This is a genomic window from Prevotella sp. tf2-5 (genome assembly GCF_900115435.1).
In the GTDB taxonomy this organism is placed as follows: Bacteria; Bacteroidota; Bacteroidia; order Bacteroidales; family Bacteroidaceae; genus Prevotella.
Genome location: NZ_FOWK01000003.1, coordinates 21,738 through 41,648 on the forward strand (window position 1 = coordinate 21,738; position 19,911 = coordinate 41,648).

15 protein-coding genes and 2 tRNA genes are annotated in these 19,911 nt (G+C 46.8%); 14 read left to right on the plus strand and 3 right to left on the minus strand.

The genetic code is table 11. The features are described from left to right. Position 1: 1 nt before the first annotated feature. The 13 genes from BM257_RS03895 (at position 2) to asnS (ending at position 14,721) form a co-directional block, all read left to right on the plus strand. The gene (locus BM257_RS03895) at positions 2-1,135 is read left to right on the plus strand and encodes a peptidylprolyl isomerase (protein WP_177216009.1); all 1,134 of its coding nucleotides are present in this window, start codon (positions 2-4) and stop codon (positions 1,133-1,135) included. Positions 1,136-1,137: 2 nt separating this feature from the next. Beyond that, on the plus strand, positions 1,138-2,514 hold the full coding sequence (locus BM257_RS03900) for a peptidylprolyl isomerase (RefSeq protein ID WP_092068548.1): 1,377 nt from the start codon (positions 1,138-1,140) through the stop codon (positions 2,512-2,514). Continuing rightward, positions 2,511-4,157 (plus strand): OstA-like protein, encoded by a 1,647-nt coding sequence (locus tag BM257_RS03905; RefSeq protein ID WP_092068551.1) that lies wholly within the window; start codon positions 2,511-2,513, stop codon positions 4,155-4,157. The genes BM257_RS03900 and BM257_RS03905 overlap by 4 nt, the downstream gene beginning before the upstream one ends. Next, positions 4,150-5,943 (plus strand): DNA mismatch repair endonuclease MutL, encoded by a 1,794-nt coding sequence (gene mutL / locus BM257_RS03910; protein WP_092068554.1) that lies wholly within the window; start codon positions 4,150-4,152, stop codon positions 5,941-5,943. The genes BM257_RS03905 and mutL overlap by 8 nt, the downstream gene beginning before the upstream one ends. Before the next feature lie 178 nt (positions 5,944-6,121). Next, on the plus strand, positions 6,122-7,300 hold the full coding sequence (locus BM257_RS03915) for an OmpA family protein (RefSeq protein WP_092069317.1): 1,179 nt from the start codon (positions 6,122-6,124) through the stop codon (positions 7,298-7,300). 57 nt (positions 7,301-7,357) lie between these two features. Next, positions 7,358-7,432: transfer RNA gene (locus BM257_RS03920), tRNA-Val, on the plus strand. A gap of 161 nt (positions 7,433-7,593) precedes the next feature. Further along, positions 7,594-8,892: a phenylacetate--CoA ligase family protein gene (locus tag BM257_RS03925; RefSeq protein WP_092068557.1), complete on the plus strand. Its 1,299-nt coding sequence runs from the start codon at positions 7,594-7,596 to the stop codon at positions 8,890-8,892. Between the two features lie 19 nt (positions 8,893-8,911). Then, positions 8,912-9,337 carry an ACT domain-containing protein gene (locus BM257_RS03930; RefSeq protein ID WP_092068560.1) on the plus strand — a complete coding sequence of 142 codons (426 nt, stop codon included), beginning with the start codon at positions 8,912-8,914 and terminating at the stop codon, positions 9,335-9,337. A 78-nt stretch (positions 9,338-9,415) separates the two neighbouring features. Beyond that, a tRNA-Val gene (locus BM257_RS03935) sits at positions 9,416-9,493 on the plus strand. 211 nt (positions 9,494-9,704) lie between these two features. Further along, the gene (locus BM257_RS03940; protein WP_143096736.1) at positions 9,705-10,130 is read left to right on the plus strand and encodes an HU family DNA-binding protein; all 426 of its coding nucleotides are present in this window, start codon (positions 9,705-9,707) and stop codon (positions 10,128-10,130) included. 234 nt (positions 10,131-10,364) lie between these two features. After that, entirely contained in the window at positions 10,365-11,711 is a 1,347-nt protein-coding gene (purB, locus tag BM257_RS03945) for an adenylosuccinate lyase (protein ID WP_092068564.1), read from the plus strand. A gap of 82 nt (positions 11,712-11,793) precedes the next feature. After that, the gene (locus BM257_RS03950; RefSeq protein WP_092068567.1) at positions 11,794-13,242 is read left to right on the plus strand and encodes a pseudouridine synthase; all 1,449 of its coding nucleotides are present in this window, start codon (positions 11,794-11,796) and stop codon (positions 13,240-13,242) included. Between the two features lie 39 nt (positions 13,243-13,281). After that, positions 13,282-14,721: an asparagine--tRNA ligase gene (asnS, locus tag BM257_RS03955; protein WP_092068570.1), complete on the plus strand. Its 1,440-nt coding sequence runs from the start codon at positions 13,282-13,284 to the stop codon at positions 14,719-14,721. On the opposite strand, the gene BM257_RS03960 is transcribed toward asnS, so the two are convergent. From BM257_RS03960 to BM257_RS03970, 3 genes are read right to left on the minus strand one after another with little or no spacing between them, the layout of a single operon-like run. Next, the gene (locus BM257_RS03960) at positions 14,718-15,344 is read right to left on the minus strand and encodes a CvfB family protein (RefSeq protein WP_092068573.1); all 627 of its coding nucleotides are present in this window, start codon (positions 15,342-15,344) and stop codon (positions 14,718-14,720) included. The two genes, asnS and BM257_RS03960, sit on opposite strands and share 4 nt — an antisense overlap. Then, the gene (locus BM257_RS03965; protein WP_092068575.1) at positions 15,341-16,027 is read right to left on the minus strand and encodes an ABC transporter ATP-binding protein; all 687 of its coding nucleotides are present in this window, start codon (positions 16,025-16,027) and stop codon (positions 15,341-15,343) included. Before BM257_RS03965 ends, BM257_RS03960 begins: the two co-directional genes overlap by 4 nt. A 20-nt stretch (positions 16,028-16,047) precedes the next feature. Beyond that, positions 16,048-18,174, minus strand: coding sequence for a cation:proton antiporter (locus BM257_RS03970; RefSeq protein ID WP_092068578.1), 2,127 nt, complete (start codon positions 18,172-18,174; stop codon positions 16,048-16,050). Between the two features lie 129 nt (positions 18,175-18,303). Between BM257_RS03970 and BM257_RS03975 the strand changes: the two genes are divergently transcribed. Next, complete coding sequence (locus BM257_RS03975; protein WP_255405517.1) at positions 18,304-19,884, plus strand: carboxylesterase/lipase family protein; 1,581 nt, start codon at positions 18,304-18,306, stop codon at positions 19,882-19,884. Positions 19,885-19,911 lie beyond the last annotated feature (27 nt).

Here is a 19,911-nt window from a genome sequence, read left to right on the forward strand (position 1 = left end):
GATGAGGTCCCGACTGTTGTCTGTCTTCATGTTGCTGGTGCCGCTAATGGCTCAAGCAGCGGATGATCCGATATTGTTTACGGTTGGTGATATGCCTGTGACACGTTCGGAGTTTGAACAGTCGTATTTGCAAAACACTACAGGCAGTCATGTCAGTCATCTGACGATAGCTGACTATCTGGAGTTGTATATCGCCTATAAGTTGAAGGTCAAGGCAGCCTTGGATGCTCATATCGATGCGACGAATTCGTTTAAGAGTGAGTATGCGAGGTGTCTGTCTGAGGTTCCTATGTCTCTTGTATCCTCCTCTCAAGGTTATCGTGCCTCTTCCTCTTCTGTGAGGACAGCGTATGAGGTGTTGAGGAAGGAAACAGGAAATGACGGACTCGTCTGTCCTGCGCAGATATTGATTCGTGTCCCCCAGAAAGCCAGCCGTGAGGAACAACGTCAGGCTCAGCAGCGGATAGAATCCCTTTATCGGCAGTTGCAAGATGGAGCTGATTTCGGACAGATGGCTCGCCAGTATTCTCAAGACAGGGCCTCTTCCGAACAGGGTGGAGTGATGGGCTGGTATTCGCATGGGCAGATGCTCAAGGAGATAGAAGATGTTGTCTTCAACATGAGGAAAGGGGAGATGACTCGTCCTTTCTTGTCTACGATAGGTTATCATATCTTCTTGATGACTGACCGTAAGGCTTTGGAGGATTATGATACTTTGAAGGAACGTCTCTCTGTTGAGGTTGGACAGCGCCAAGTTCATCAACAAATCTGTATGACACCTTTGTCGGGAGATGTCCTGAGACAGACGGAGACGGTGACTATGGAAACATTACAGATGCCTTCTGATGGTTTGCAAAGAGCATATTATGAGGGTCTCCTCTTGTATGAGCAAAGTAAAAATTCCGTTGGCAGACAGGCTGCTGAGGATGAGGAGGCGTTGAAATACTATTTCAAGAAGCACAAGAAAAAATACAGACGTAAGGGATTTAAGCCCAAGGATTATCGTGAGGTGCGGGAACTTGTGGTTGCTGACTTGCAAGAGGAAATGAATAAGCACTGGGTGGCTGACCTGCGGAAAAAATATCCTGTGAGTGTGAATAAGAAGGTTTTAAAGACAGTAAATAATCATCATTGAATATGAAGATACAAAGTATTATTGCAATAGCGGCGTTGTTGATCACTCTGCCCACACAAGCCCGAGGGACTGCTGATAGTACAAATGTACAGAGTGTGGTGGACGAGGTCATCTGGGTAGTTGGTGATGAGGCTATCCTGAAGTCTGACGTAGAGACGATGCGTATTCAGGGGCAACAGGAAGGAATGCGTTGGAAAGGGGATCCTGATTGTGCTATTCCCGAACAGATTGCAGTGCAAAAGCTCTATCTCCATCAAGCCGCTATCGACAGTATTGAAGTCACAGAAGCGGAGATATCTGCAGGTATCGAGCAACAGATAGAATATATGATATCTGTGATAGGCTCTCGTGAGAAACTTGAAGAGTATCAAAAAAAGAGTATGAATCAGATCCGCAGTGAGTTGCGTGAGTCTTTCCGTGACAGACAGATGATTCAGAGTATGCAACGACAACTGGTGAAAGATATTACGGTGACTCCTGCTGATGTGCGCCGTTATTTCGAACATTTGCCACAAGACAGTATTCCTTTTGTTCCGACAGAGGTGGAGGTGCAGATTATTGCTCAGACTCCGCGTGTGGATCAGGAAGAGATTAATAGGGTCAAGGATGAACTGCGTGACTATACTGACCGTGTGAACCGAGGGGAGACATCTTTCCAGACCTTGGCTCGTTTGTATTCGGAGGATCCGGGTACAGCACGCCGTGGTGGTGAGTTAGGTTATACAGGACGTGGTACGCTCGATCAGTCTTTTGCGAATGTGGCTTTCAACCTGACTGACCCGAAGAAGGTTTCAAAGATTGTGGAGTCGGAGTTCGGATTCCATATTATTCAGCTGATTGACAAAAGGGGTGATAAGGTGAATGTCCGTCATATCCTCCGTAAACCGGTTGTCAGCCAGGAGGCCATCGACAAGGCCTTGGCACGTTTGGATTCTATTCGTTCTGATATCCGTGAGGGTAAGTTCTCTTTTGAGGCTGGTGCTTCTATGATCTCTGACGATAAGGATACGCGTAACAACAATGGACTGATGGCGAATGCCACACAGAACGGTCGTACTTCCAGATTCCAGTTGCAGGATCTTCCACCTGAGGTGGCTCGCGCTGTGGACACCTTGAAGGTCGGTGATATCTCCGAACCTTTCCAGATGATTAACGCTCGTGGAAAAACGGTCTGTGTGATAGCGAAGCTGAAGAGTCGTTCGGAAGGACATAAGGCAACGATCACAGAGGATTTCCAGGTGATGAAGGATGTCGTATTGGAAAAACGCCGTCAAGAGAAACTACATGAATGGGTGGTTAATAAAATTAAGGCGACTTATGTCCGTGTGAACGACCGCTATAAGGACTGTCAATTTGAATATCAGGGTTGGATTAAATGAGACTTCGTACAGTTGCCTTCCTGCTGCTGTGCCTCTTCGGACTGAGCCTCGTATGGGCGATGCAGCCTACCCGCAAACGCAATACTACCCGTAAGCGGCAAGAGGACAAACGTGTTTATTTGGTTCATTCTGACCAGTTGCGTTATGATCAGTATCGCAATGGTGACGCACAGATCCTGGTAGGTAATGTCCATTTCCGCCACATGGGGGCTAACCTTTATTGTGACAGTGCTAATTTCTTTCAGCAGACGAATTCTTTTGAAGCTTTCGGACATGTGAAGATGTTACAGGGTGACACCCTGAAACTCTTCAGCGACTATGCCTATTATGACGGTAATGCACAAATCGCCCAGGCTAGATATAATGTGATTCTCAAACACAGACAGTCTACGCTCTATACGGATAGCCTGGACTATGACCGCCTGTATAATTTCGGTAATTTCTTCGAAGGAGGAAAATTGGTGGATAATAGTTCTACTTTAACAAGTGACTGGGGAGAATATCATACTGACACGAAAATGGCGATGTTCTATTATGATGTCCGTTTACGTGATAAGAACTTTTACCTGACTACAGACTCCCTGTATTATGATACGCAGACTTCTCGCGCCCATATCGTAGGACCGTCGAATATCACTTCCGGTACGAGTCATATCTATAGTGAGGATGGCTATTATAATACAAAAACGGAGACTTCTGAGCTTTTCGGGCGGTCGGTGATGAAAGACCAAGGACGAACGATTGTCGGGGACAGTGTATATCATGACGCCAAGAAAGGGACGAGTCATGCCTATTGGAATGTCGTCTATACAGACTCTGTCAATAAGAACCGGCTGACGGGTGATTATTGTGAGTATAATGACTCGACGGGATATGCTATGGCGACAGACCGTGCGGTGGCAATGGACTTTTCCCAGAAGGATACGTTGTATATGCATGCTGACACGTTTAAATTATATACTTTCAATATCAATACTGACTCTGTTTATCGTAAGATACATGCATATAATAAGGTTCGCGCGTACCGCATTGATGTGCAAGCGGTCTGTGACTCGCTGGTCTACAACTCCAAAGACTCTTGTATGACCATGTATCGCGATCCAATAGTATGGAATAATAGTCAACAGTTGTTTGGTGAGGTCATCCGTGTCTTCATGAAGGATTCAACCATCCATAGGGCGCATGTGATCGGACAAGCTTTTTCTACAGAACAGATGCCGGATACTGTGCATTTCAATCAGGTATCATCCAAAGAGATGATTGCCTATTTTGAGAAAGGAGAGATTTATCAGACGGATGCTGTGGGGAATGTCTTAATTGTCTACTATCCTGTTGATGAGTCAGACAGTACTCTCATTGGTCTGAATTACACGGAGACACCTTGGATGAAAATGTTCTTGGAAAACAGGAAGATGAAGAAAATATGGATGGAGAAGCCTGTGGGAGTCCTTTATCCGATGACACAGATTCCACCTTCTAAGTATTTCCTGCCGCAATATGCATGGTTTGATTATATCAGACCTCTTAATAAGGAAGATATCTTTAACTGGCGTCCTAAGAATTCTGGACAGGAATTGAAGGAAGTCAAGCGTCGGGAGGCTCCTAAACAGAAACTGAGTAGGAAAGGGGAAGAGAATGAGTGATGTGATACAGCTATTACCTGACTCTGTCGCGAATCAGATTGCGGCAGGTGAGGTCATACAGCGTCCTGCCTCTGTGATTAAGGAACTGGTGGAGAATGCGGTGGATGCCGGAGCTCATACTATCCAGGTCTTGGTAGTAGACGCTGGTCGTACTTCTATCCAGGTGATAGATGATGGAAAGGGAATGTCTGAGACGGATGCCCGCCTTGCCTTTGAGCGCCATGCGACTTCTAAAATCCGTAAGGCAGATGATTTGTTTGCTTTGACGACGATGGGATTCCGTGGTGAGGCATTACCTTCTATCGTTGCTGTCTCGCAAGTAGAGCTGCGTACGAGGATGGGAGAAAATGAGCTGGGTACTTACCTGCGCTTCTCCGGGTCTAAGTTAGAATCCCAGGAACTGGTCAGTTGTCCTGTCGGTAGTAACTTCAAAGTCGAGAATCTCTTTTTCAATGTTCCTGCTCGTCGTAAGTTCCTTAAGACGAATGCGACAGAGTTGAATAATATCCTGACGGCTTTTGAACGTATCATCCTGGTTTGTCCTGATATCCATTTTACCCTGCATAGTAACGGACAAGAGCTTCTGAACCTGAAGAGTGGTACTTTACGTCAACGTATAGCCGATGTGTTTGGGAAACGCTTTAACCAGGATTTGTTAGAGGTTAAAGTGGAAACAGCCATATGTAAGATAACGGGTTTTGTGGGGAAACCGGAATCGGCAAAGAAGAAAGGGGCGCATGATTACTTCTTTGTCAATGGACGCTTTATGAAACATGCTTATTTCCATAAGGCAGTGATGCAGGCTTTCGAACGTCTGGTCCCTGTAGGGATGCAGGTCCCTTATTTTATCTATTTCGAGGTAGCTCCCTCCGATATTGATGTGAATATCCATCCCACCAAGACAGAGATTAAGTTTGAGAACGAACAGGCTATCTGGCAGATCCTCGTGGCTGCAGTGAAAGATGCCATCGGCAAGTTCTGTGAGATACCCCAGATAGACTTTGATACTGTCGGGCAGCCGGATATCCCCGCTTTCAACCCTGTCTCACAGCATGCGGATCTTCCGCAACCTTCTTATAACCCTTCCTATAACCCTTTCAAAGAACATCAGCATACAGAGCGTCCGAAGAAAACCGTTGAGGGTTGGGAAAAACTTTACGAACAACTGCCACAGCACCCTCAGGAGTCTCCTGTGGAGGGAGAGGCATTTGCCGTTGAGGAGAAGTCTCCTATACATTATCAATATAAGGGACGGTATATCATGACGGCAGTAAAGTCGGGCCTGATGATTATCGACCAGTATCGTGCCGATGTCCGTATCCGTTATGAGCGCTACCTGGCACAGTTGGAGTCGCAGACGGTGAGCGGTCAGCGTGTCCTCTTCCCTGAAGTGGTGCAGTTTGCTCCTTCAGATGCTGTCGTCTTGGAGAAGTTATTACCAGAGTTGAACGCTATGGGATTCGAATTGACAGACTTGGGGAAGTATAGCTATGGAATACAGACGGTGCCAGCGGGGCTTGATGGACTTGATTACGCTCAATTGATTCGGGAGATGGTCAGTGACACCATAGAGAATGGAACGGGTAATCTTCATCATATCCATTCTTCTCTAGCCTTAAGCCTTGCCCGTCATGCTGCCATCCCTCAAGGTCAGATCCTGAGCAATGAAGAGATGGAGAATATCGTCAACGAGCTTTTCGCCTGTTCAAATGTCAACTATACTCCAGATGGGAAAGCGATACTTTGTATTTTACCCCAAAGGGAAATAGAGCAGTTGCTTGGTTGAATTTAACTTTATTTAGGGTGTTTTAGAGCATTGAAACAGATATAATATTCCTTTTTTTCTAAAAAAGTGCAATTTTTTGCCAAAAAAGTTTGCAGATTCAAAATAAATGTTTACTTTTGCACAGAAAATTGATAAAAGTGTAAATACAATATCATTTAACATTAATATTAGTATAGGTATGAAAAAGTTATTAATGGTACTGGCTTTTGCCGGTGTTTCTGTAGCCTCAATGGCACAGGATGCTGTACCTACTGAGAAGTACAGTGTTTCTACAAATTCTTTCTGGAGCAACTGGTTCATCCAGGCTAATGCAGTTGGAACATCTTTCTGGGGAAGCCAGGAGAATTCAGCTATTAAGCCTTCTAAGTTGTTCAAAGGCTATCGCACTAACCTCGGCTTCTCTGTAGCTCTTGGTAAGTGGTTTACTCCTGGTATCGGTCTTCGTACCAAGTTCACAGGTATCTGGGGTCGTTCAGTCATTACTTACAACGATGTAGCAGGCAAGTCTGCTAAGGACTGGAACGCTAGCAAGTATTGGGTATTGAACGAGCAGGTTCTGTTCAACCTCAGCAACATGCTGTGTGGTTACAACGAGAACCGTGTTTGGAACTTTGTTCCTTACGTTGGTGCTGGTGTAGGTCGTAACATGAGCTACAACACCTATTCAATGGATCTGAATGTTGGTATCCTGAATATGTTCCGTCTGAACAAGAAGGTTGCTATCAACCTCGATATCAACTACGGTCTGTTCGATCCTCGCTTCGATGGTTTCTCTCAGCACTTTGGAAGCAAGAAGAACAGCTTTAAGAACATGGATCGCACCATCAGCGTTGAGGTTGGTTTGACTTACAACTTCGGCAAGGCTACTTGGAACAAGACTCCAGACGTAGAGGCTATCAAGGCTCTCTCTCAGGGTCAGATCGACGCTCTGAACGCTCAGCTTGCTGACGCTAACGCAGAGAACGCTCGTCTCCGCAACCAGATTGCTAACCACAAGTGCCCAACAGCTACTGGTGAGGTTAAGACTGTTAAGGAGGTAGTTTCTGCTCCTGTATCAGTATTCTTCAACATTGGTAAGTCTAAGATCGCTTCTCAGAAGGATCTGCAGAACGTTCAGGCTATTGCTGACGCTGCTAAGGCAAACAATGCTAAGATCGTTGTTAAGGGTTATGCTGACAGCAAGACTGGTAGCTCTAACTTCAACCAGTCTCTGTCTCAGAAGCGTGCTGAGGCTGTTGCTGACGCTCTCGTTAACATGGGTGTTGATCGTTCTAACATCGAGGTTAACGCTGAGGGTGGTGTTGACACACTGTCTCCAATCAGCTACAACCGTCGTGCAACTGTTGAGTTGAAGTAATTCAATTGAAACAATAACCATCAAATCCCGAGTACTTCTGGTGCTCGGGATTTTTAAGGGCGTTTAGCTCAGCTGGTTTAGAGCATCTGCCTTACAAGCAGAGGGTCGGCGGTTCGAATCCGTCAACGCCCACTCCCCAAGCTCCGAGAATACTCGGGGCTTTTTTTATAATATGGTGCTTACATTATAATTTTTCTCAGTTCTTGTTTCTCGTTTTCATTTAAATGTTGTATCTTTGCATCACACAAAACTATACAAACTTAAAACATTAACAAGAATAAACATGTAATACAATGATTTGGAACGAAAGTGTAGAATGCATGGATCGCGAGCAGTTACGTGAGATTCAGAGCATTAGGTTGAGAAAGATGGCAGAGTATGTATATCATAACACGCCATTTTATCGTAAGAAATTTCAAGAGATGGGCTTGGAGCCTGGCGATATCAAAGACATCGATGATATCGTCAAGTTGCCGTTTACTAACAAGCTCGACCTTCGTGATAACTATCCCTTCGGACTTGCCGCAGTGCCGATGAGTCAGATAGTACGCATCCACGCATCGTCTGGTACGACAGGAAAACCAGTCGTTGTGCTGCATACACGTAAGGACCTTGCTATGTGGACAGAGGCGATCTCTCGTGCCTTTACTGCCTATGGAGCCTCGAAGGATGATATCTTCCAGATATCCTATGGCTACGGACTCTTTACTGGTGGACTGGGAGCCCATGATGGTGCAACGAATATTGGAGCCAGTGTGATTCCGATGTCGTCGGGTAACACACAGAAGCAGATCACGCTGATGCATGACTTTGGTGCCTCTGTGCTCTGTTGTACACCCTCTTATGCTATGTTCTTAGGAGAGGCGCTGCGTGAGTGCGAATGGCCTCGTGAGGATTTCAAATTACGTGTGGGCGCCTTTGGCGCTGAGCCTTGGACAGAGGAGATGCGTCAGAAACTGGAGGCATCGCTGGGCATTAAGGCGTACGATATCTATGGACTGAGTGAGATCGCCGGTCCTGGTGTGGGCTATGAGTGTGAGTGCCAACATGGTACCCATCTGAATGAGGACTATTTCTACCCAGAGATCCTGAACCCTGAGACAGGTGAGCCGATGCCAGAGGGAGAGTTGGGTGAGCTGACTTTCACCCATCTGACGAAGGAGGGAATGCCGTTGCTGCGTTATCGTACTCACGACCTGACCGCTCTCCACTATGACAAATGCGCATGCGGACGTACCTTGGTGCGTATGGACCGTATCCTGGGTCGTTGCGACGATATGCTCATCATCCGTGGTGTCAATGTCTTCCCGTCTCAGATCGAGGCTGTCATCCTCTCGCTGCCAGAGTATGAGCCACACTTCCTGTTGACAGTCGATCGTGTCAACAATACCGATACCAGTGAGTTGAAGGTGGAGGTGAAGGAAGAATACTTCACTGATGATATGGCGACGATGGTAGGACTGCAGAAGAAACTGGAGGCAGAGCTTCGTTCTGTGATAGGTCTTGGTTTCAAGATCAAACTGGTGGAGCCGAAGGGTATCGAGCGTTCTACTGGTAAGGCAAAGCGTGTGATTGATAATCGTAAACTGTAAAATTTAAAACGAAGATATTATGTTAGCAAAACAATTGTCTATTTTCTTGGAGAACAAGTCAGGACGCCTCACAGAAGTGACTGACGTGTTAGGTGAGGCAGGAGTCAATCTTTCTGCCATGAGTATTGCTGATAACTCAGATTTCGGTATCCTGCGCTGTATCGTCAGCGATCCTGACAAGGCTTACCAAGTTTTGAAGGCGGCTCATTTCGCCGTGAAGATCACGGATGTGATAGGTTTCGTATGTCCAAACACCAGCGGCTCCCTTGCCAAAGTACTCAAACTGCTGTCTGATGCAGGTGTTTTCATTGAGTATATGTACTCCTTCGCCAATGGCGATGTCGCCCATGTGGTCATCCGTCCTACCGACCTTGAGAGCTGTGAACGGATCCTCGCGGAGAAGAAAGTTGACCTGATGGCAGCGAGCGATTTGTACAAATTATAAGAAAAAATAGAAAAAAGTGGTGCAAAAGTTTGGCGGTTTCAAAAAAACGTCGTACCTTTGCACCGCTTTTAAAGCAAAGGGCGTTTAGCTCAGCTGGTTTAGAGCATCTGCCTTACAAGCAGAGGGTCGGCGGTTCGAATCCGTCAACGCCCACCAAAGAAAACCTTTCTCCGATGGAGAGAGGTTTTTTCTTTATAAGTAAATTCACTGAATTTACTCACTAAATACACTGAATTTACTTAGCAAATACACTGAATTTACTCAGTAATTTCACTGAATTTACTTGCAGAAGTTTGCGTAATTGAATTTTTATTAGTATCTTTGTGCCTTGAAACAACGTATTATCAATATAATAAACCAAATTAGTATGAGTATTAAGTACAGATTGCTGAAGAATCAAATCAAGAGCAGCAAGAATTACGGAAAGTATTATGCCCACACCGTCAAGGCGGGCGAGGTGTCGTTGGAGGAGATAGAGCGCATGGTAGAGCAGAGCTGTTCCGCGAAAGCTTCCGATGTGCGTATGGTTGTAAAGGAGTTGTTCGACTCTATCCGTCATTACATGCAGGCTGGCTATGTGGTGAAGTTAGGTGACCTGGGACGTTTCTACATCTCCGTGAAGAGCGTCTGTGTGGACGATCCGAAGGCGTTCCGTGTAGACAAGCACCTGAGTGGTTTCAAATGCAACTACACCCCCTCAGGTCATCGTTACAAACCGGGTAATGGCGATCTCGCCCACCGCATGCATCGTGATTTGCTAGACGGTTGCAAGGCTGAGGAGGCGACATACTGAAATAAACATACGATGGTCTTTATCTGAGAGGAACACCCGTTCGCCAATAAAATTTTAAAAAGTCCCTTTTTATTTCGTGCTTTGCTGACTTATTCGTACCTTTAAAACAAGTTTTTAAGGTACTCTCGTTCAGAAAAACTCAAATATATTTGGTTTTTCCTTCACTTATTCGTACCTTTGCAGTCCAATTGGGAATATAGCTATATTTATAATTTAAGGTATTAAGAAAGAATAATGGAATTAGACGTGTTGACAGCCATTTCGCCTATTGATGGCCGTTATAGAAGTAAGACAGAGCAGTTGGCAGGATATTTCTCAGAATATGCACTTATTCGCTACAGAGTCCGCGTGGAGATAGAGTATTTCATTACGCTTTGTGAGTTACCCTTGCCGCAACTGGAGGATTTCGACCATAACCTGTTTGAGCGTTTGCGCGATATCTATCGTCACTTTACGGAAGAGAATGCCGCCCGTGTGAAGGAAATCGAGAAGACGACCAACCACGACGTGAAGGCTGTGGAGTATTTCATCAAGGAGGAACTTGACAAGATAGGTGACTTTGAGAAATACAAGGAGTTTATCCACTTCGGACTGACCTCTCAGGACATCAACAATACCAGTGTGCCCCTCTCTGTGAAGGAGGCACTGGAAGAGGTGTATTACCCTATGGTGGAGGAACTCATCGAGCAGTTGAACGACTATGCCGAGCAGTGGAAGAATGTGCCGATGCTTGCCAAGACACATGGACAGCCTGCCTCTCCCACCCGTTTGGGAAAGGAGGTAATGGTGTATGTCTATCGTCTGGAAGAGCAGTTGCGTGGACTTAAAGATACCCCGATTACTGCGAAGTTCGGTGGTGCTACAGGTAACTATAATGCCCATCATGTGGCTTATCCGCAGTATGACTGGCGTGAGTTCGGTAATAAGTTTGTCAGCGAGAAACTCGGACTGGAGCGTGAGCAGTGGACGACGCAGATCTCCAACTACGACTGGTTGGGTGCCATCTTCGATGCCATGCGTCGTATCAATACTATTATTATCGACTTGGATCGTGACTTCTGGATGTATATCTCCATGGAGTACTTCAAGCAGAAGATCAAGGCAGGTGAGGTAGGATCGAGTGCGATGCCCCATAAGGTGAACCCCATCGACTATGAGAACTCAGAGGGTAACCTCGGTATTGCCAATGCCATCCTGCAGTTCCTTGCGCAAAAACTGCCTGTCAGTCGCTTACAGCGTGACCTGACGGACTCGACAGTGCTGCGTAACGTGGGTGTCCCCATGGGACATGCCCTGATAGCTATCCAGAGTACTTTAAAAGGCTTGCGTAAGCTTATCCTTAACGAGGAGAAGTTGCAGGAAGATCTCGACAATACATGGGCAGTGGTTGCTGAGGCTATCCAGACCATCCTGCGCCGTGAGGCTTATCCTCATCCCTATGAAGCGTTGAAAGCACTTACGCGTACCAACCAGAAAATGACACCAGAACTGATCCATGAGTTTATTCAGGGACTTGATGTCAGTGAGGAGGTTAAAGAAGAGCTTATGGCGATTACGCCTATGAACTATACAGGTATTTAACAAACAACACAAGAGGGAGCCGTGAGGCTTCCGGCTAACGTTTAAAAAACAGAAGAATAAAAAAATTAAAGAATTAAAGATTATGGAATTAGAGAACGAAAACAAAACAGAGGAGCAGTATTCAGAACAGAATACTACAAGCCGTGAGGGCTTCACAAACCAAACCAGTGGTTATCAAGGTTACAAACCAGGACGCTCACCACGTCCACGTATTCATCAACAGGTACGTCCTTACAATCAGGGTGGCTATAATCGTAATCAGAGTCAAGAAGAGGGCGGGTTCCGTCCTGAGGGATTTGGTGCAAGTCTGCAGAGCAGTGCGCCACAGCGTCCTCAGGGTGAGTATGGTCAGCCTCGTGGCGGCTATCGTCCCCGCTTCAATCCCAATAATAATGGTGAGGGTGGCTATCGCCCCCGTACGAACAGCTACCAGCAGGGTGGCTACCAGCCCCGTCAGCAGGGCGGCTATCAGCCTCGTGGCGGCAGTTATCAACAAGGTGGCTATCGCCCTCGTTTCAACCAACAGGCAGAAGGAGAGGAGGGTGGTTACCAGCCTCGCCAGCAGGGCGGCTATCAGCCCCGTCAGCAGGGTGGCTACCAGCCTCGTCAGCAAGGTGGCTATCAACCTCGTGGCGGCTATGGACAGCCTCGTGGGGGTTACCAGCAGCGCGGCGGCTATGGTCAGCCCCGTCAGCAGGGTGGGTATAACAAGCAGCGTGGTGGCTATCGTCAGCATACTGCCGATTATGATCCCAATGCTAAGTATAGTTTCAAGAAACGTATAGAGTATAAAGAGGAGAACTACGATCCCAATGAGCCCATCCGTCTGAATAAGTTCCTCGCCAATGCTGGTGTATGCAGCCGTCGTGAGGCAGATGAGTTCATCCAGGCAGGTGTCGTGACAGTGAATGGACAGGTGGTAACAGAACTGGGTACCAAAGTGTTGCGTACTGACGAGGTGAAGTTCCATGACGCTCCTGTTACTCCAGAGAAGAAAGTATATGTCCTGCTCAACAAACCCAAGGATTATGTGACTACCAGTGATGATCCTCAGCAGCGTAAGACAGTGATGGAGCTTGTGAAAGGTGCTTGTCCTGAGCGTATCTATCCCGTTGGTCGTCTGGACCGTAATACGACAGGTGTGCTTCTGTTGACTAACGATGGTGATCTTGCCTCTAAGCTGACACATCCGAAGTTCTTGAAGAAGAAGATTTATCATGTATATCTCGACAAGAACGTTACTGCCCATGACATGCAGCAGATCGCAGAGGGTATCACCCTTGAGGATGGAGACATCAAGGCGGATGATATCCAGTATGCAGATGCTGTTGACAAGAAACAGGTAGGTATCGAGATTCACTCTGGAAAGAACCGTATTGTACGTCGTATCTTCGAAAGCCTAGGTTATAAGGTGACGAAACTCGACCGTGTACAGTTTGCTGGTCTGACCAAGAAGAACCTTCGTCGTGGTGACTGGCGTTATCTGACCGAGGAGGAGGTTGACCGCCTGCGTATGGGAGCGTATGAGTAATTGATAGTTCATAGTTGATAGTTTAGAGTTCATAGTTCAATGAAAAGAACAAAGATAATTGATGTACTGAAAAGTACGGAATATGGTAAGGAGGTCTGTGTCAAGGGATGGGTACGTACGCACCGTAATTCCAAGGCTGTAGACTTCATTGCCTTAAATGATGGCTCAACCATAAAGAATGTACAGATTGTCGTTGACCCGACAAAGTTTGATGAGCAACTGCTGAAGGATATCACCACAGGTTCATGTATCTGTGCTGTCGGTACCCTAGTGGAGAGCCAAGGAGCTGGACAGGCTTGTGAGATCCAGGCAACAGCTCTGGAGCTTTATGGCGTATGTGACAACACTTATCCGATGCAGAAGAAAGGTCAGTCTTTTGAGGTGATGCGTAAGAATGCTCATATGCGCCTCCGTACCAATACTTTTGGTGCTGTGATGCGTATCCGTCATAATATGGCGATGGCAATCCATACCTACTTCCACGAGCATGGTTTCTTCTATTTCCATACCCCCCTGATTACGGCAAGTGACTGTGAGGGTGCAGGAAACATGTTCCAGGTGACCACCAAGAACCTTTATGACCTGAAGAAAGACGAGAATGGTAAGATTATCTACGATGACGATTTCTTTGGAGAGCAGACCTCTCTGACGGTATCAGGACAATTGGAGGGTGAGCTGGGTGCTACGGCATTAGGTGCTATCTATACTTTCGGTCCTACGTTCCGTGCGGAGAACTCTAATACGCCCCGTCACCTCGCTGAGTTCTGGATGGTGGAGCCAGAGGTTGCTTTCATGGATCAGGACGAGCTGATGGACTTGGAGGAGGACTTCATCAAGTATTGTGTCCGTTGGGCATTGGAGAATTGCAAGGACGATCTCGCCTTCCTTAATCAGATGATTGATAAGACACTCATCGAACGTTTGGAGGGTGTGTTGAAGGAGACGTTCGTGCGCCTTCCTTATACGGAGGGTATCAATATCCTGCAGGAAGCCATCAAGAACGGTAAGAAGTTTGAGTTCCCCTGCAACTGGGGTGATGACCTTGCCTCTGAGCATGAGCGTTATCTCGTAGAGGAGCACTTCAAGAAACCTGTCATCATGACAGACTATCCTCGCGCGTTCAAGTCGTTCTATATGAAACAGAACCAGGATACCGCTGATGGAGGCTCTGTAGGATACAAAGGTGCTGCGGCTCCTGGTCCTACGATGCAGGGTACGGATGTGCTGTTCCCACAGATCGGTGAGATTATCGGTGGTTCAGTCCGTGAGGAGAGCTATGACAAGTTGATGAGTGAGATTAATCGTCGACAGATGGATATGACTCATCTGTGGTGGTATATCGATACCCGTCGTTGGGGAACATGTCCACACGCAGGTTTCGGACTCGGTTTTGAGCGTCTGATTCTCTTTGTAACAGGTATGCAGAATATCCGTGACGTCATCCCATTCCCACGTACTCCAAAGAGTGCAGAGTTCTAAACGAGGGAGATCCCTTCGTCAGAAATAGTAATCAGTCGGCGGCGGTAAAGGTCGCCGACTGATTTTTTATAGATTTTCTTCGAGACACCAAAGCGTTGGGCGATGTCCTCTGAGGAACTTTTGTCACCCAAGTCGCAATGCCCTCCGTTCTCTTTCAGGTAACGTAAAAGCTCGTCAGAGAAATCAAGGGCACGCTCATAGCCGTTGTGCTTCTGATATCGCTCCACCTTTGCCGTAGCCATGAGACGGTGAGTCTTCTCATCCTCCATAACATAGACATAATAACGTTGTCCTTTCTGCATCCGTTGTTTTTGCTCGCGGAATGGACAGAACAAATCTTTCATCAACCCCCAGTTGAGGAATGCCCCATATTCATTCGTCCATGCACACTCCAGCCAGACGAAATCACCCACCTTCGCCATTGGCTTGAGCGTGGTGGCAACAAGTTTCTCGTCTTGGTCAAGGTAGATGAAGACTTCAATGTCGTCACCCACTTTAACTCCTTTTGGCACATAGCGTGATGGAAGTAGAATCTCACCTTCATCACCTCCGTCTAAGTACATGCCGAAATCAACATTCTTCACGATGCGAAGCGTGTTGTAGTCGCCGAGTTTGATTTTCATAGTTCTATAGTATTTATAGTATCTATAGGTGTTGTTTCTAATAGACCATCCCGCATATGGATAGTACGGTCGGTAATGCTTGCTAGTTGTTCATCATGAGTGACGATAACGAATGTCTGTCCGAATTTGTCTCGTAGGTCGAAGAAGAGTTGGTGCAGTTCTTCTTTGTTCTTGGAGTCAAGAGAACCGCTAGGCTCATCAGCAAGGATGACAGCAGGGTGATTGATGAGCGCACGAGCCACTGCGATGCGTTGCTTCTCGCCACCACTTAGCTCATTGGGCTTATGGCTGGCGCGTTCGGTAAGTCCCATGAAATCTAACAAATCTTGTGCCCTTTGTCTTGCCTCTCGCTGGGAGAGTCCTGCAATATAGGCAGGTATCATGATGTTCTCAATAGCCGTGAACTCAGGAAGTAGTTGGTGGAACTGGAACACGAAACCGATATGCTGGTTGCGGAAGTCAGACAGTTTCTTCTTGCTGAGATGGCTCACATCAATACCATCGATGCAGACAGTACCGGCATCTGGCTTATCTAGTGTTCCGATGATCTGCAACAGTGTTGTCTTACCCGCTCCGCTGGGACCGACGATACTGACCACCTCACCTTTATCGATGTGGAGGTCGATACCTTTCAAGACCTCGAGGGAGCCGAAATTTTTCTTGATTCCTTGAATTGATATCATAGGGATGATTGGTTTAGGGGTTAATGGGAGCGATGGTCGTTAATCCATCGGGCGATGGTATTATAAATACTACTCTCTTCTTGGTGTTGTGCCTCCGTGAAGGTCATACGCTCCTCTTTCGTGTTACCATATTGATCTGGGAAGATAATCATCAGATTCTTACCCGAGAAATGTTGCATCAGTTCATTAGGAAGCCGTTCTAGTGCATTCTTATATGAGATGGTACCTTTACGTGCCGTGATCACCACGAACATATGGTCTTCTTTGATGGTCTCTGCCAGTTTGGGTAACTCATTCCAATGCGCCATGAAGGTATATTCCGCACGGACACCCGGATGGAGATTGTTGATATACTCCCTAATCAAGACTAGACTCTCATCACGTCCATGGAACTGGATGCGACAATCAAGGTTCTCTGCCATGCGTCCTAAACGTTCCAGCCAGCGATGGAAACCTGGCTCGAATTCGGCACGAGATGGAACGGCAACCTGTATGCGTCGCAGCGTGTTCAGGGGTTGTACAAAACGGGTCAGAAGGATTTGGCGATTCAGTCCATTATACAGACTCTGGATAAAGTCTCCCCAGAACTTCGGGTTTACTTCCGTATGAACGTGCATTCCCATGATAATCTCTGAACTGGAGAACTCACGGAAGGCATGTTTAATACCATTGGCAATATTAGTGGCAAGGCGTACCTGTGTCTGTACTTTTACCTCGCTAGCACTAGCTTGTTGCTGTAACTGTTCTAGCAAGCGCAGTCCATTATCACGATTGACGGCAGCATTGTTGTCGTCATATACCACATTCAGTGCCACAATTCCGCGATTCAGTTTCTGGTTCCGTAGCATAATAGCAAGTTCCAATAACTGAGGAGCTATCTCAGGGTATTTCACACAAAGCATGATTTTCTCGTCATCGCCTTGGTTAATGGCTGTCGGGTGTTGGTTGGAGGCTAACACGATCTGTTGGGCGGCACGAGCAGTCATCATTGTACTAATGATACAGGTAACAAGAATCATGATAACGACACCGTTCAGAATTTCGTCGTTCACCAGGTAAACACCGGGACTGACCTCCAGGCGCATTCCCACCATCACCATTGCGATGGCTCCGGCAGCATGGGCACTGGTCAGTCCAAACATCATGTGTCCTGCTGATTTAGGAAGGTGGAATAACAAACTTGAAAGATAAGCGGCGACAGCCTTTCCAAAGGTCCCGAAGAAAGCAATCATGAACACTATCCAGAGCATGTGAAGTCCAGTGAATAGTGAGCCGATATTGATGAGCATGCCCACACCAATCAGGAAATAAGGAATGAAGAGTGCGTTACCGATAAACTCGATACGGTTCATCAATGGGGAAACATGGGGGATATAACGGTTGAGAATCAGTCCAGAGATGAAGGAACCTACGATGCCTTCCACACCGACAGCCTCTGAAGCTGCGGCACTGAGGAACATCACGGCAAGAACAAAGATAAACTGCATGACAGCATCGGAGTACCGCCGCAGGAAATAACGTGCGAGTTTAGGGATCAGCCATATACAAGCACCGCAGAACAGACAAAATTTCAGTAGGAAGAGAAGCCAGAAGGTGAGCCCTGTGTCTTCTCCATAAGAAGCAGCAAGTGCAGCAAGCATCAACAAGGCAAGGAACAGGGAAATCATGGAGGAACCTACGCTCAGCATCACGCTGGAGTCACGTTGCAGTCCATAGCGTCCAATAATAGGGTATGCAATCAGGGTGTTTGATGCCATGATACACCCTAAAAGGAAAGAAGCCTGTGTGGTATAGTCCAATAGCCATATTGCCATGAAATAGGTCATGACGAGTGGTACCAGACATGTGAGTAATCCGAAAATCAGAAACCTTCTGGAGTTTTTCTTCACACTTTCCAAATCCATCTCCAGACCGGCGAGGAACATGATATATAGTAATCCTACTTTTCCAAATAATTCAAAGGAGGAGTCTCGTTCCAGAATATTCAATCCGTATTTTCCAATCAACATGCCCGCCAGTACCATTCCGATGATATGCGGTATGCGCAGTTTACCCATGATGATGGGTGCAAACAGGATGATGAGTAATACGACACAGAAGATCAATGTCGGATTAGTAATCGGAAAATATGATGCAATATATAACATATTGTGTGCAAAGGTACGAATAAGTGAGTGAAATGCCAAATTTATTTGAGCATTTCCGAACAAAAGAACCTTCGGTGTGGTCAAAGGTTCGAAAAATTTTTGTACCTTTGCAAAAACTATCAAGAAACGATGAAGAGAATATTGACAATTGTTTGGGTGGTCTGCGCTTTCATGATGATGACTGACGCTCAGGGGCAACCGCTTCTGAAAGCCCATGTGGAGACAGGTGATGTAGAAGGTGTCCTTGACAGTACCCTTGCCGTGTATAAAGCAATACCATATGCTGCTCCTCCCGTAGGTGACCTTCGTTGGCGGGAGCCACAGCCAGCCAAGGCATGGGAAGGGGTGTTGAAAGCGGATCAATTTGGACCGTTACCTCCACAACCCACCCGTCCGGGGCGTACTGCGGATATGATGAACGAGGATTGTCTGTATCTGGGTATCGCAACACCAGCAACATCTGTTAATGACCACCTGCCAGTGATGGTATGGATTCATGGCGGTGGTTTTCAGACGGAATGGTATGGGGGCGACTTGTGGAAATACCTTGCCATGCGTGGGGTCGTCATCGTCAGCGTAGAGTACCGGACAGGTGCACTTGGTTTTATGGCACATCCGGAACTGACGAAAGAGAATAAGGAGGGACATTCAGGTAACTACGGCATCCTTGACCAGATTTTTGCTCTTCAGTGGGTACAGCGTAATATCACCAACTTCGGCGGCGATCCTTCGAATGTCACGATCTTCGGTGAGAGCGCTGGTGCCATCAGTTGTAGTATCCTTTGTGCCTCACCGTTGGCGAAGGGACTCTTCCATCGTTGTATCAGTCAGAGCGGAGGCTCTTTTGCTCCTTGGCGTGACCAGCCACGTACCTTGGGTATAGATGCTTCGCAGAAAGGTGCCGAACAACAGGGACTTGCCTTTCAGAAGCATCTGAAGAAAAAGAATCTCAAACAGCTGCGAAAGATGGATGCGATGTCACTATGTGACGGTCATGTAGGTTTTGCAGGCTTCTGGCCATGTGTTGACGGGTATGTCATCTGTGATGACCAGTATCGCCTCTATGAGCGTGGCGAATATAATGATGTCCCCGTTATTGTGATGACCAACTCTGATGAGGGGGCCCTCTTCAGCCCGGGTAATATCACTCCTGAGGACTATGACAAGACCGTCAAGAATATCTTCGGCTCCTTTGCTGATGAGGCGAAGAAAGTCTATCCGGGCAGTACTGCCGATGAGGCATGGCATGGTTTTGGTGATGCTTTCCGTGATATGGGGTTTGCCTGGCCATCATATGCTTGGGTGAGTCTGCAGTCCAAAACGGGAAAGAGTGCTGCATATGCCGCCTATCTTAACCAGCCATCCACTCGTAGCTTCTCTGGTGATCCTCGTCGCCGTGGTGTGGCACATGCTGATGACATCCTTTATCTTAATGGGGAGTTCCTGACTCAGTCAGACAAATATCCCGCAGAGTCCGCTGTTGCTGAGATGATACAACAGTATTGGATCAATTTTGCCAAGACGGGTAATCCAAATGGCAAGGGGTTACCATACTGGCCTACATTCGATGATTCGAAGCCTACAACGATGCAGTTTTGCAATGGGGCATCTCTTATTATGGTTCCTAATCGTGAACAGATCAACTTCGTGGATCGTTTCTACAAAGCAAAGCGTGAGGAATGCGAACAGCAGCGAAATAATTGTCGTTAATAATCTGATTAGTTGAAGTGAAAAGAG

Coding starts and splice junctions, on each gene's coding strand:
- BM257_RS03925 (WP_092068557.1), top strand. CDS start 7,594: ATGATTTGGAACGAAAGTGTAGAATGCATGGATCGCGAGCAGTTACGT.
- BM257_RS03965 (WP_092068575.1), bottom strand. CDS start 16,027: ATGATATCAATTCAAGGAATCAAGAAAAATTTCGGCTCCCTCGAGGTC.
- mutL (WP_092068554.1), top strand. CDS start 4,150: ATGAGTGATGTGATACAGCTATTACCTGACTCTGTCGCGAATCAGATT.
- BM257_RS03950 (WP_092068567.1), top strand. CDS start 11,794: ATGGAATTAGAGAACGAAAACAAAACAGAGGAGCAGTATTCAGAACAG.
- BM257_RS03895 (WP_177216009.1), top strand. CDS start 2: ATGAGGTCCCGACTGTTGTCTGTCTTCATGTTGCTGGTGCCGCTAATG.
- BM257_RS03915 (WP_092069317.1), top strand. CDS start 6,122: ATGAAAAAGTTATTAATGGTACTGGCTTTTGCCGGTGTTTCTGTAGCC.
- BM257_RS03975 (WP_255405517.1), top strand. CDS start 18,304: ATGAAGAGAATATTGACAATTGTTTGGGTGGTCTGCGCTTTCATGATG.
- BM257_RS03940 (WP_143096736.1), top strand. CDS start 9,705: ATGAGTATTAAGTACAGATTGCTGAAGAATCAAATCAAGAGCAGCAAG.
- asnS (WP_092068570.1), top strand. CDS start 13,282: ATGAAAAGAACAAAGATAATTGATGTACTGAAAAGTACGGAATATGGT.
- BM257_RS03960 (WP_092068573.1), bottom strand. CDS start 15,344: ATGAAAATCAAACTCGGCGACTACAACACGCTTCGCATCGTGAAGAAT.
- BM257_RS03905 (WP_092068551.1), top strand. CDS start 2,511: ATGAGACTTCGTACAGTTGCCTTCCTGCTGCTGTGCCTCTTCGGACTG.
- BM257_RS03930 (WP_092068560.1), top strand. CDS start 8,912: ATGTTAGCAAAACAATTGTCTATTTTCTTGGAGAACAAGTCAGGACGC.
- purB (WP_092068564.1), top strand. CDS start 10,365: ATGGAATTAGACGTGTTGACAGCCATTTCGCCTATTGATGGCCGTTAT.
- BM257_RS03970 (WP_092068578.1), bottom strand. CDS start 18,174: ATGTTATATATTGCATCATATTTTCCGATTACTAATCCGACATTGATC.
- BM257_RS03900 (WP_092068548.1), top strand. CDS start 1,138: ATGAAGATACAAAGTATTATTGCAATAGCGGCGTTGTTGATCACTCTG.